This is a genomic window from Pseudomonas sp. Fl5BN2 (assembly GCF_009908205.1).
Lineage (GTDB): Bacteria > Pseudomonadota > Gammaproteobacteria > Pseudomonadales > Pseudomonadaceae > Aquipseudomonas.
The window spans coordinates 78,133-90,958 of the sequence record NZ_JAAARL010000009.1; the positions used below are offsets into that span (position 1 = coordinate 78,133).

General features: G+C 60.9%; 10 protein-coding genes. 7 read left to right on the forward strand and 3 right to left on the reverse strand.

Annotated elements, in window-relative coordinates; all coding sequences use genetic code 11:
- Nucleotides 1–48: 48 nt before the first annotated feature.
- A complete protein-coding gene (locus GV819_RS14380; RefSeq protein WP_161756716.1) occupies nt 49–294 on the reverse strand; it encodes a hypothetical protein in 246 nt (81 codons plus the stop codon).
- Between the two features lie 222 nt (nt 295–516).
- Between GV819_RS14380 and GV819_RS14385 the strand changes: the two genes are divergently transcribed.
- The 7 genes from GV819_RS14385 (at nt 517) to GV819_RS14415 (ending at nt 10,495) form a co-directional block, all read left to right on the forward strand.
- Nucleotides 517–1,677, forward strand: a complete 1,161-nt coding sequence (locus GV819_RS14385) for an efflux RND transporter periplasmic adaptor subunit (RefSeq protein WP_161756717.1) — start codon at nt 517–519, stop codon at nt 1,675–1,677.
- Nucleotides 1,674–4,769 (forward strand): multidrug efflux RND transporter permease subunit, encoded by a 3,096-nt coding sequence (locus tag GV819_RS14390; protein WP_161756718.1) that lies wholly within the window; start codon nt 1,674–1,676, stop codon nt 4,767–4,769. Before GV819_RS14385 ends, GV819_RS14390 begins: the two co-directional genes overlap by 4 nt.
- Before the next feature lie 8 nt (nt 4,770–4,777).
- Nucleotides 4,778–5,455 carry a heavy metal response regulator transcription factor gene (locus GV819_RS14395; protein ID WP_161756719.1) on the forward strand — a complete coding sequence of 226 codons (678 nt, stop codon included), beginning with the start codon at nt 4,778–4,780 and terminating at the stop codon, nt 5,453–5,455.
- Complete coding sequence (locus GV819_RS14400) at nt 5,445–6,809, forward strand: heavy metal sensor histidine kinase (protein ID WP_161756720.1); 1,365 nt, start codon at nt 5,445–5,447, stop codon at nt 6,807–6,809. Before GV819_RS14395 ends, GV819_RS14400 begins: the two co-directional genes overlap by 11 nt.
- Nucleotides 6,810–7,091: 282 nt before the next feature.
- Nucleotides 7,092–7,316: a hypothetical protein gene (locus tag GV819_RS14405; RefSeq protein ID WP_161756721.1), complete on the forward strand. Its 225-nt coding sequence runs from the start codon at nt 7,092–7,094 to the stop codon at nt 7,314–7,316.
- A gap of 163 nt (nt 7,317–7,479) precedes the next feature.
- On the forward strand, nt 7,480–8,832 hold the full coding sequence (locus GV819_RS14410) for an OprD family porin (protein WP_161756722.1): 1,353 nt from the start codon (nt 7,480–7,482) through the stop codon (nt 8,830–8,832).
- Between the two features lie 139 nt (nt 8,833–8,971).
- Nucleotides 8,972–10,495, forward strand: a complete 1,524-nt coding sequence (locus tag GV819_RS14415) for a sensor domain-containing diguanylate cyclase (RefSeq protein ID WP_161756723.1) — start codon at nt 8,972–8,974, stop codon at nt 10,493–10,495.
- Nucleotides 10,496–10,563: 68 nt separating this feature from the next.
- On the opposite strand, the gene lpxC is transcribed toward GV819_RS14415, so the two are convergent.
- Nucleotides 10,564–11,475, reverse strand: a complete 912-nt coding sequence (gene lpxC / locus GV819_RS14420; protein ID WP_011063304.1) for a UDP-3-O-acyl-N-acetylglucosamine deacetylase — start codon at nt 11,473–11,475, stop codon at nt 10,564–10,566.
- Nucleotides 11,476–11,587: 112 nt separating this feature from the next.
- Nucleotides 11,588–12,781 (reverse strand): cell division protein FtsZ, encoded by a 1,194-nt coding sequence (ftsZ, locus tag GV819_RS14425; protein WP_161756724.1) that lies wholly within the window; start codon nt 12,779–12,781, stop codon nt 11,588–11,590.
- Between the last annotated feature and the right edge of the window lie 45 nt (nt 12,782–12,826).

Here is a 12,826-nt window from a genome sequence, read left to right on the forward strand (position 1 = left end):
GCGATTAAAAAGCGCAAATCAGGACTTCGTCTTCGATTGTCGGCGATATCAGCGTTTACCCATGGAGCGACGGGTGCCAGGAGGCGCTGCGCCGGGGGTCTTGGTGTGGCCGTTGCTGGCGCCGTTCTTGTACCAGGGCAACTGGGCGTTTTTCGCGGAGGCGAATTCCGACGGCTTGAAAGGAAACTTGAACGCCGGGATCTCGGCCTTGCCTTCGATTTCAGTGACAGTCGATTCAGCCACAGGATCAGCGCTCAGGGCGTCATCGGCTGAAGGGTGTTCAGGGGAATTCATGGAAACTCCAGGGGGAAAGGAAATCCGGGCCGGGGTACGAGCCACAGTGGCCGGCAGTATACCTGTGTGCCACGGATCTTTAACCTGGGTTACAGCGGCTCATCGGTAGTTTTCTGACAGCGCCGACAGCTGGCAGTCACGCTGCTGACCGGGTTGCCGGGCTATAACTGTCCACAGATCATGGCCATCCTTCCGACACCCTTGCCCCGGCGCTCTCCTCCCATGCCCATTGCCAAGAAAACCGTCGTGACCGCAACCCTGCTTCTGGGCCTCATCGCCGGTGCGGTGTGGCTGCTGAACAAGCCGGCCGCGACCAAGCTGGCCGCTCCCACAGCGATTCCGGTGCGGGTGGTACAAGTGATCCAGCAGGACGTACCGCGCTACACCAGCGGTATCGGCTCGGTGTTGTCGCTGCACAGCGTGATCATTCGCCCCCAAGTGGATGGCATTCTCACCAGGTTACTGGTCAAGGAAGGACAACTGGTCAAGACCGGCGATCTGCTGGCGACCATCGATGACCGCTCGATCCGGGCCAACCTGGATCAGGCTCGGGCCCAACTGGCACAAAACCAGGCCCAGTTGCAGGTGGCGCAGATCAACCTCAAGCGCTACAAGCTGCTGTCGGTGGATGACGGCATCTCGAAGCAGACCTACGACCAGCAAGTGGCACTGGTCAATCAGCTCAACGCCACGGCCCAGGGTAACCAGGCCGCCATCGACGCCGCCCAGGTGCAACTCTCCTACACCCAGATCCGCTCCCCCGTCACGGGCCGGGTGGGGATTCGTAGCGTGGACGAAGGCAATTTCCTGCGCATGACCGATACCCAGGGCCTGTTCTCGGTGACCCAGATTGACCCCATTGCCGTGGAGTTTTCCCTGCCCCAGCAAATGCTGCCGACCCTGCAGCAACTGATCCGCGCCCAGGACCCGGCAACGGTCAAGGTCTACCTCGGCGCCGACAGCAACAATGCCGGAGCCTTGCTGGGCAACGGCCACCTGACCCTGATCGACAACCAGATCAACGCCGGCACCGGCACCATCCGCGCCAAGGCGGAATTCGACAATGCCCAACAGAAGCTCTGGCCCGGGCAATTGGTCACGGTAAAGATCCAGACCGCGCTGGATCAGGGCGCCCTGACCGTGCCACCCACGGTGGTCCAACGTGGCCTGGATCAGCACTTCGTGTTCCGGGTCAAAGACCAGCAGGTGGAAACCGTGCCGGTGCAGGTGGTCTATCAGGACAGTGGCCTGAACATCATTTCCGGGGTCCAGGCCGGCGATGTGCTGGTCAGTGATGGCCAGTCGCGGCTCAAGCCCGGCTCCCAGGTCCAGGTGCTGAGTGACCCGCCACAAGTGGTGCAGGCCGAGGAGCCAACGCCATGAAGGGCCGGGGTTCCCTATCCGCTTGGTGCATCGACCATCCGGTCGCCACCGTCCTGCTGACCTTCGCCCTGGTGCTGCTGGGCGCCATCGCCTTTCCGCGTCTGCCGGTGGCGCCCTTGCCAGAAGCCGAGTTCCCGACCATCCAGGTCTCGGCCTCCCTGCCCGGGGCCAGCCCGGACACCATGGCCTCTTCGGTGGCCACGCCCCTGGAAGTGCAGTTCAGTGCCATTCCCGGCATGACCCAGATGACCTCCAGCAGCGCCCTGGGCTCATCTCTGCTGACCCTGCAGTTCACCCTGAACAAGAGCATCGACACCGCTGCCCAGGAAGTCCAGGCGGCGATCAACACCGCTGCCGGCAAGCTGCCCAAGGACATGCCCACGCTGCCAACCTGGAAGAAGGTCAACCCGGCGGACAGCCCGGTGCTGATCCTCAGCATCAGTTCGACGCAGATGCCCGGCACCGAGCTGAGCGACTACGCGGAAACCCTGCTGGCCCGACAGATCAGCCAGATCGACGGCGTCGGCCAGATCAACATTACCGGCCAGCAGCGACCGGCGATCCGGGTCCAGGCCTCGGCGGACAAGCTGGCGGCCATCGGCCTGACCCTGGCCGATATTCGCCTGGCGATCCAGCAGACCAGCCTCAATCTGGCCAAGGGCGCGCTGTACGGCGAGTCGAGCATCTCGACCCTGTCCACCAACGACCAGTTGTTCCACCCCGAGGAATACGGCCAGTTGATCGTCTCCTACAAGGACGGCGCGCCGGTGCACTTGCAGGACGTGGCACGAGTGGTCAACGGATCCGAAGATGCCTACGTCCAGGCCTGGTCCGGTAACCAGCCTGGGGTCAACCTGGTGATCTCGCGCCAGCCGGGGGCCAACATCGTCGATACGGTGGACCGGATCCAGGCCGCCCTGCCGGGCCTGGAGGCAATGCTCCCGGCCTCGGTACAGGTCCAGGTGCTGGTGGACCGCACCCAGACCATCCGTGCCTCGCTGCACGAAGTGGAAATAACCCTGCTGATCGCTGTGCTGCTGGTGGTGGCGGTAATGGCGCTGTTTCTGCGCCAGTGGTCGGCAACCATGATTGTCTCCGCGGTGCTGGGGGTGTCCCTGACCGCCAGCTTCGCCCTGATGTATGTGATGGGCTTCAGCCTGAACAACCTGACCCTGGTGGCCATCGTCATCGCCGTGGGGTTTGTGGTGGACGATGCCATCGTCGTGGTGGAGAACATCCACCGCCACCTGGAGGCTGGCGACGGCATGCGTGAGGCCGCGATCAAGGGTGCCGGGGAGATCGGCTTCACCGTGGTGTCGATCAGTTTCTCGCTGGTGGCGGCGTTCATTCCCCTGCTGTTCATGGGGGGCGTGGTGGGCCGGCTGTTCAAGGAGTTCGCCCTGACCGCAACCTCGACCATCATGATTTCGGTGGTGGTCTCACTGACCCTGGCACCGACCCTGGCAGCACTGTTCATGCGGGTGCCAGTCCATCCAGAACACGCCAAACCGGGCTTCGGCGAGCGCCTGCTGGCCCTCTACGAGCGCGGCCTGCGCAAAGCCCTGGCCCATCAGAAACTGATGCTGGGAATATTCGCCCTGACCCTGAGCATGGCCGTAGCGGGCTATATCCTGATTCCCAAGGGCTTCTTCCCGATTCAGGACACCGGCTTCGTGCTCGGCACCACCGAAGCGGCGGCGGACATCTCCTACCCGGACATGGTGAAGAAGCACCAGGCGCTGGCCGAGATCGTCGCCGCCGATCCAGCGGTGCAGGCCTTCTCTCATTCAGTGGGGGTTTCCGGCAGCAACCAGACCATCGCCAACGGCCGCTTCTGGATCTCGCTGAAAAATCGTGGCGACCGGGACGTCTCGGCCAGCGCCTTTATCGACCGCATCCGCCCGCAACTGATGAAGGTGCCCGGCATCGTTCTCTACCTGCGGGCCGGCCAGGACATCAACCTCAGCTCTGGCCCCAGCCGTGCCCAGTACCAGTACGTGCTGAAAAGCAACGACGGCCCGACCCTGAGCACCTGGACCCAGCGCCTGACCGAAAAGCTACGCAGCAACCCGGCCTTCCGCGATATTTCCAACGACCTGCAACTGGGGGGCAGCATCACTCACATCAACATCGACCGAGTCGCCGCTGCCCGTTTCGGCCTGACCGCCAGCAATGTCGACGAAGCGCTGTACGACGCCTTCGGTCAACGTCAGATCAACGAGTTCCAGACCGAGATCAACCAGTACAACGTGATCCTCGAACTCGACACCCAGCAACGGGGCAAGGCCGAAAGCCTCAACTACTTCTACCTGCGCTCGCCGCTGACCGGGGAAATGGTCCCGTTGTCGGCCCTGGCGCGTTTCGATGCCCCCACCATCGGCCCGCTGTCGATCGCCCACGACGGTATGTTCCCGGCAGCCAACCTGTCGTTCAACCTGGCTCCGGGCGTAGCCCTGGGCGATGCGGTGATCATGCTCAACCAGGCCAAGAGCGAGATCGGCATGCCGGCGGCCATCAGTGGCAACTTCCAGGGCGCGGCCCAGGCCTTCCAGAGTTCCCTGGCCAGCCAGCCGTACCTGATCCTTGCCGCGCTGGTGGCGGTCTACATCATTCTCGGGGTGCTGTACGAAAGCTTCGTGCATCCGCTGACGATCATTTCCACCCTGCCCTCGGCGGGGCTCGGCGCCTTGCTCATGCTCTGGCTCTGCGGCCAGGATTTTTCCATCATGGCGCTGATTGGCCTGGTGCTGCTGATCGGCATCGTCAAGAAGAACGGCATTCTGATGATCGACTTCGCCCTGGAGGCCCAGCGCAACCGTGGCCTGCCCCCGGAAGAGGCGATCTACCAGGCCTGCATCACCCGGTTCCGGCCGATCATCATGACCACCCTCGCCGCCTTGCTGGGCGCGCTGCCGCTGATGCTCGGCTACGGCACCGGCGCCGAGCTGCGCCAACCCCTGGGCATCGCCGTGGTCGGCGGCTTGCTGGTCAGCCAGGCACTGACGCTGTTCACCACGCCGGTCATATACTTGTGGCTTGAGCGGCTGTTCCACCGGCCCCAGCCGGCCCTTTCGCCGGCCACCCATACCTGAGGCGGGTCATGCGCGTTCTGATAATCGAAGACGAAGAAAAAACCGCGGACTACCTGCATCGCGGACTGACCGAACAAGGCTACACCGTGGATCTGGCCCGGGACGGCGTCGAAGGCCTGCACCTGGCCCTGGAAAGCGACTACGCGGTGATTGTGCTCGACGTAATGCTACCGGGCCTGGACGGCTTTGGCGTGCTGCGGGCGTTGCGCGCGCGCAAGCAGACCCCGGTCATCATGCTCACCGCACGCGAGCGGGTCGAAGACCGGATCAAGGGCCTGCGCGATGGCGCCGACGATTACCTGGGCAAGCCCTTTTCCTTCCTCGAACTGGTCGCCCGGCTGCAAGCCCTGACGCGCCGCAGCGGCGGCCACGAACCTGTGCAGATCAGCATCGCCGACCTGTGGATCGACCTGATCAGCCGCAAGGCCAGCCGCGCCGGCAGCCGCCTCGACCTGACCGCCAAGGAGTTTTCCCTGCTCAGCGTACTGGCTCGGCGCCAGGGCGAGATCCTGTCCAAGACCGCGATTGCCGAGATGGTCTGGGACATCAATTTCGACAGCGACGCAAATGTCGTCGAAGTGGCGATCAAGCGCCTGCGGGCCAAGCTCGACGGGCCTTTCGAGCAGAAGCTGCTGCACACCATCCGTGGCATGGGCTATGTGCTGGAGAGTCGCAGTGCCGAGTAACTCCATCGCCCTGCGCCTGAGCGGGCTGTTCACCCTGGTGGCGCTGTTGATCTTCCTGCTGATTGGCGGGGCGCTGTATCAGCAAGTGGACAAGGGCCTGGGGCTGCTGCCGGAAGCCGAACTGGATGCGCGCTACAGCGTGCTGGAGTCGGCCCTGACCCGCTACGGCAACCCCGAGCACTGGGCCAAGATCACCAGCAAGCTCAAGTTGCTGAGCGAAGAAGACAAACGCATCCGCTTCTGGGCGGTGAGTGGTGATGCGAATTATGAGTACGGCAACCCCGACCCGCAGATCCGCCAACTTGCCCAAGGCCCACTGGGCATGCGCGACCTGACCCTGAGCGATCACCCCTACCCGTTGAAGGTCCTGGTCAGCCAGCTATCGGCCAAGGAGCAGCGGCCTGCCCTGCGCTTCCTGATTGCCATCGACACCGATGCCTTCCATCAGACCCAGCATCAGCTGCTGATGGCCCTGATCGGCCTGGCCATCGTCGGCGTATTGCTGGCCTCAGCCCTGGGTTACTGGGTGGCGCGGATCGGTCTCAAGCCACTGATCAAGCTGTCCCAGGAAGCCCAGCGCCTGGCACCGCCACGACTCTCGGGGCGCCTGCAACTGTCGCCCCTGCCACCGGAATTGAGCCAGTTCGTCAACTCCTTCAACTCCACCCTGGAGCGGGTCGAGCAGGCTTACTCACGCCTGGAATCCTTCAACGCCGACGTCGCCCATGAACTGCGCTCGCCACTGACCAACCTGATCGGCCAGACCCAGGTGGCACTGACCCGGGGACGCTCGGCGGAGCATTACTTCGAAGTGCTGCAATCCAACCTCGAAGAGCTCGAGCGGTTGCGCTCGATCATCAATGACATGCTGTTCCTCGCCAGCGCCGACCAAGGCAGCAAGGCCACCAAGCTCACCAGCACCTCCCTGGCACTGGAAGTCGCGACGACACTGGACTATCTGGACTTCATCCTTGAAGACGCCCAAGTCAGGGTCGAGGTCCAGGGTGATGCCCAGGTGCGGATCGAGATTGCCCATCTGCGTCGGGCGCTGATCAATCTGCTGAGCAACGCCGTGCAGCACACGGCGGCAGGAGAGGTGATCCAGGTCCGCATCGAGGTTCACCAGGAGCAAGTGGCAATAGCCGTGAGCAATCCGGGCCAGAGCATCGCCAGTGAACACCTGCCCCGATTGTTCGAGCGCTTCTACCGGGTCGACGCCTCGCGCAGTAACAGTGGCGCCAACCACGGCCTGGGGCTGGCCATCGTCAAGGCCATCGCCTTGATGCACGGTGGCGATGTCTTCGTGCGCAGCGAGCAGGGCATCAACACCTTCGGCCTGTACCTGCCTCTCTGACTCGGGATTCTCGGATTCTCGGATTCTCGGATTCTCGGATTCTCGGATTCTCGGATTCTCGGATTCTCGGATTCTGTAGGAGCCGGCTTGCCGGCGAAGGCGTCAACACATCCGATGCAAGACGATATGGCGCGTTCGCTGGCAAGCCAGCTCCTACAAGACAGCGCCAACTGTTGTTTTTTCTGTAACAGTCCTTATCCTGTTCGGCTCTTTTTCCAGCAGCCTCGTGGTTATATTTTTGTCGCACCGAATTGAACTTGCTCTGCAAGAAGGTCTTCAGAAATGTCCAACAGTATGGGTATTGCCAGCGCCTTTGTTTTGTCCTCCCTGTTCGTGGCGCCAATGGCCATGGCCGAAGAATCCCAGGGATTCGTGGCGAGAAATGCCGCACGCGCCGCCGCCTTCGAACAAGCACAGATCGCCCAGGCCACCCAGCAGCAAAACAGTCAGCAAGCCCAGAAGATCACTGCCGAGCACAGCAAGACGGATGCTCAGAAAGACAGTTGATCCGCGATACCGACTCGTTTCCCTCGACAACTTCTCTGCTTTCAACCCTGGAGCAAGTTGTCTTAAAGCCGCTGACTTCAGCGGCTTTTTTTTGCCGTGGAGAAACCCTCGGCAAATTCGTCATGCATAGAACAAGCAACAACCGAATTCACAATAAAAAATCATGTTCATTCACCAAAGGAGCTACACGTTGTTCAGGACCTCACTGAAAATCAGTCCACTGTTCATTGCAATCGCTGCAACGATCCCTTCATTGGGCCAAGCCGCCGAGGAGGCCAATGCCGAGGGTTTCGTCGCCGGTTCGAGCCTCAAGCTCAATGCCCGCAACTACTACATGAATCGCAACCGGCACCAGCAAGCCGATGACAACATCGAGTGGGGCCAGGGTTTCCTCGGGGTCTTCGAATCCGGCTACACCCAGGGCACCGTGGGATTCGGCCTGGATGCCAACGCCATGCTCGGCCTCAAGCTGGACGGCGGAGGCGGCACCACCAAATCGAGCATCCTGCCCCTCAGCGAGGATGGCCAGCACAAGGCGCCCGGCTCGTTTTCCACCGCCGGCGCCACCTTGAAGATGCGAGCCTTCGATACCGAACTCAAAGCCGGCGATCTGTTTCTCAACAACCCGGTGATCGCCGGGGGCATGAGCCGCATGCTGCCGCAGACCTTCCGTGGCGTCAGCCTGACCAACCACAGCTTCGACGGCTGGTTGATCGAAGGCGGCCAGGCCAGCTTCACCAAGCCCTACAACCAGAGCGGTCACAAGCGCATCGGCACCTCCTACGGCAACCTGCAAAAAGGTGACGAAAGCCTGCACCTGAATTGGACCGGGGTGGCCTGGAGCGGTGTTCCGGGCCTGACCAGCAGCCTTTATGCCTCCGAGCTCAAGGACATCTGGAACCAGTACTACTACGACCTGGACTACACCTACGCGCTCAACGATCTGGTCAGCCTCAATCCGGGCCTGCACTTCTATCACACCCAGGACACTGGCCAGGCGCTGCTGGGCAACATCGACAACAACACCTACAGCCTGCACTTCACCGTGGGCGTGGGCAGCCACAGCGTCACTGCGGCCTACCAGCGGGTCAACGGCAACACGCCGTTCGACTACATCGCCCAGGGCGACAGCATCTACCTGGATAACTCCCAGCAGTACTCGGACTTCAACGGCCCCAACGAGCGCTCCTGGAAGCTCAAGTACGCCTACGACTTTGCCGGCGTCGGCCTGCCGGGCCTGACCTCGGCACTCTCTTACTCCCGGGGCGAGTTGGACCTGACCAAGGTCGATCCGGCCAGCCGCGGCTATGCCAACTGGTACAGCGCCGACGGCAAGAACGCCAAACACTGGGAACGCGACCTGGATCTCAAGTACGTGGTGCAAGGCGGCACGGCCAAGGATCTGGCAGTACGCCTGCAGTGGGCCACCAACCGTGGCGGCAACGGTTACGGCGTCGTGGACAACGACACCGATGAATATCGGGTGATCATCGACTACCCGATCAATGTGTTCTAAACCGCGATGAGTGAAAGGCCAGCAGGTTTTGCTGGCCTTTTTGTTATCTGGGATTTATACAGGCGCGAAGGCGTGACCAATTTCTGTAGCCCACGTCCACACTAGCCTTGAAAACGTCGACGTAGCAGAAATCAGAACCATGAGCGTGAGCAGTGCGACACCCCGCACAGGGAAAACCGCGTCAAATTCGATACGATTATTGATCCTGGCCAGCACGCTGATCGTCGCGGCCATTCTCAGCATCGTCACCTACCTATTGATCCGTGAACACGCCGCCGCCGAGCAGGCGGCGACCCGTGCCGCGAGCAACATCGTGCAACTGATCGATGCCGACGTATTGCGCAACGTAGAACTCTACGATCTGTCGCTCAAAGGCCTGATCAGCGCAGCACAGCGCAGCGACCTGAGGGGCATCTCCGCCCCCATTCGCCATCTGACGCTCTTCGACCGCGCTACCGCTGCGCCCTACAAAGGCGACATCCTGCTGCTGGATAAACACGGTGATGTGCTCGCCGACTCGGCATCGGTGGTGCCGCGCACCGGCAATTTCGCTGATCGCCAGTACTTTCAATCCCATGTCGACAATCCCGACCCTGGAATGATGATCAGCCCTCCGTTTCGCGCCCGTACTGCCGAACAGGACTGGCGCATCAGCTTCAGCCGCCGACTCAGCGGCGAAAACGGCGAGTTCATCGGCGTGGCCGAGGCGGCCATGCGCTTGAGCTATTTCAACCAACTGTTCAAGAGTCTCGACATCGGCCGCAAAGGCACGATCAATCTGATCAGCCGCGACGGCATTCTGTTGGCTCAGCAGCCGCCCCTGGCAGACGACCTGATTGGCAAGGACTTCAGCCAGCGTCCCAACTTCATGCGCATTCTGCGTGAAGGCAATGGCAGCTTCAGTAGCATCTCCAGCGTTGACCAGACTCAGCGGCTGTACACTTTTTCCCAGGTCGGCGACCTACCGCTGATCGTGATTGTCGCGCTGTCCACCGATGAGGTCTTCAGTGCATGGCAGCGCACCGCACTGCTGATCAGCGGTGCCACCGGGGTGCTGTGCATCGCCCTGCTCTGGCTGACCTGGCTATTGTGCCGCGAACTGCGGCGCCGGCAGAGTGCCGAGCAGAAATTGGCGCGCCTGGCCGCCATCGATGCCCTCACCGGCCTGGCCAATCGCCGTACCCTGGACCAGACCCTAAACAGTGAATGGGCCCGGGCTCGGCGCTCATTCCAGCCGCTGTCGCTGCTGATGATCGATATCGATCACTTCAAGGCCTTCAACGACCGCTTTGGCCACCCGCTGGGGGACCAGGCATTGCGTGTGGTAGCGCAGAACATTGGCGCTTGCACGGGACGTCCAACGGACCTTGCGGCCCGCTACGGTGGCGAAGAGTTTGCAGTGATTCTTCCCGGCACCGATACCGCCGGCGCTTCAGTGCTCGCCGAGAAGATCCGTGCCCGCATCGAAGACTTGCCGGCGGTCAGCGAACAGGCCTCACCCTTGACAGTGAGCATCGGCATCAACACTTGGTCGGGCAATCCCGACATCAGTCTCGACGAATGGATCAGCAACGCCGACAAGGCGCTGTATCAGGCCAAGTACAGCGGTCGTAACCGGGTGGTTTCCAATATGTCCCAGAGCGCCGCCAAGCGCAGCGCCTGATTCTTGCGGCATAAAAAAAGGCCATCCGGGGGGATGGCCTTCAAAAACAAAAGGAAAGAGAGAGTAACTTACACGGCCGCAACGGGACGCATGTAAGAGATCGGTGCAGTGCTGGCGTCTTCGAAGGTCACGACTTCCCAGGCATCTTTCTGCTCAATCAACTTGCGCAGGAGCTGGTTGTTCAGTGCGTGGCCCGACTTGAAGCCTTTGAACTCACCTATCAGGCTGTTGCCCAGCAGGTAGAGGTCACCAATTGCATCCAGGATCTTGTGCTTGACGAATTCGTCTTCGTAGCGAAGACCGTCTTCATTCAGTACGCCATCCGAATCGACCACAATGGCGTTTTCCACGCTGCCACCAAGTGCGAGGTTGTGCTTGCGCAGGTACTCGATATCACTCATGAAACCAAAGGTACGGGCGCGACTGACTTCTTTTACAAACGAAGTACTGGAGAAGTCCACGCTTGCGCTTTGGGTGCGGTCACGGAAAACCGGGTGATCGAAATCGATCTCGAAGCTCACTTTAAAACCATCGAAAGGCACGAAAGTGGCGCGCTTGTCGCCGTCTTCCACGGTCACTTCACGAAGGATGCGGATGAACTTTTTAGCTGCGTCCTGTTCTTCGAGGCCAGCAGATTGAATCAGGAATACGAAGGGTCCGGCGCTACCATCCATGATCGGGACTTCAGACGCGGAGAGCTCGACGTAGGCGTTATCGATGCCCAGGCCAGCCATGGCCGAGAGCAAGTGCTCCACCGTGTCTACTTTGACGTCACCGTTGACCAACGTGGTCGACATCGTGGTTTCGCCAACATTTTCCGCGCGAGCAGGAATCTGCACCACAGGGTCCAGGTCGGCACGACAAAACACAATGCCGGTGTCGACAGGCGCAGGCTTGAGGGTCAGGTAAACCTTCTCCCCGGAATGCAGGCCTACACCTGTGGCACGGATAATATTCTTCAGGGTGCGTTGTTTAATCATGGCTTGGGCCGCTTCAGCGCAAATTGCGAACTGGTATCAACAAAGGCTGGCGATAATAGCAGACCATGCCTTTGCTGAACACCAATCACCCTAATACCCCTGATACATTCCATCAATCGGCCTGGCGACGCAGGAATGCCGGGATGTCCAGGTAGTCCAGATCATCTTGCGGATTCAGCTTCGCCGCGGTCGCCGCGTTCGACTGTGCTTGATTGCGCATCACGGTCGGACGATCCAGGTCACGGTAGTTCACCGACGGCAGTTCCTGACGAGCAGTAACTGGCGCTTGCGACTGCGCGGACATGGAGGTCTGAACGGTGTTGTCGATGACCTTTACAGGCTTCTCGATTTTCGCGCCCAGGCCGGTGGCCACTACGGTTACATGCAACTCGTCACGCATATCCGGATCGATAACGGTACCGACCTTGACCATGGCGTGCTCGGAAGCGAAGGCTTCGATGATGCTACCCACGTCGGAGTACTCACCCAAGGACAGGTCAGGACCGGCGGTGATGTTCACCAGGATGCCGCGTGCACCTTCCAGGTTCACGTCTTCCAGCAACGGGTTGCGGATCGCCGCTTCAGTGGCTTCACGCGCACGGTTCGGACCGCTGGCGCAGCCAGTGCCCATCATCGCCATACCCATTTCGCTCATCACGGTACGCACGTCGGCAAAGTCGACGTTGATCATGCCCGGACGCTTGATGATGTCGGAAATACCGCGAACGGCACCGGCCAACACGTCGTCTGCCTTGGCGAAAGCCGACAGCAGGCTGGCGTCCTTGCCGAGGATGGTCAGCAGCTTCTCGTTGGGAATGGTGATCAACGAGTCGACGCTTTCGCTCAGCGCGCGAATGCCTTCATCGGCAATCTGCATGCGCTTGCGGCCTTCGAACGGGAACGGACGAGTCACCACCGCAACGGTGAGGATCCCCATTTCCTTGGCCACTTCAGCAATGATTGGCGCCGCACCGGTACCGGTACCGCCACCCATGCCAGTGGTGATGAACACCATGTTGGTGCCCGCCAGAACCTCGGCAATACGCTCGCGGTCTTCCAGCGCGGCCTGACGGCCGACTTCAGGATTGGCACCCGCACCCAGGCCCTTGGTCACACCGGTGCCCAGTTGCAGGATGGTTTTCGCACCAATGCTTTTCAGTGCTTGAGCATCCGTGTTGGCGCAGATGAACTCGACGCCTTCGATGTTGCTCTTGACCATGTGATTGACTGCGTTGCCGCCGCCACCGCCAACACCGATAACCTTGATTACCGGACTTTGCGGGATGTTGTCTACGAGTTCGAACATTTTCCCTCTCCTTTCATTTCTCTAGTTTTTCGCCTACTGCCTACT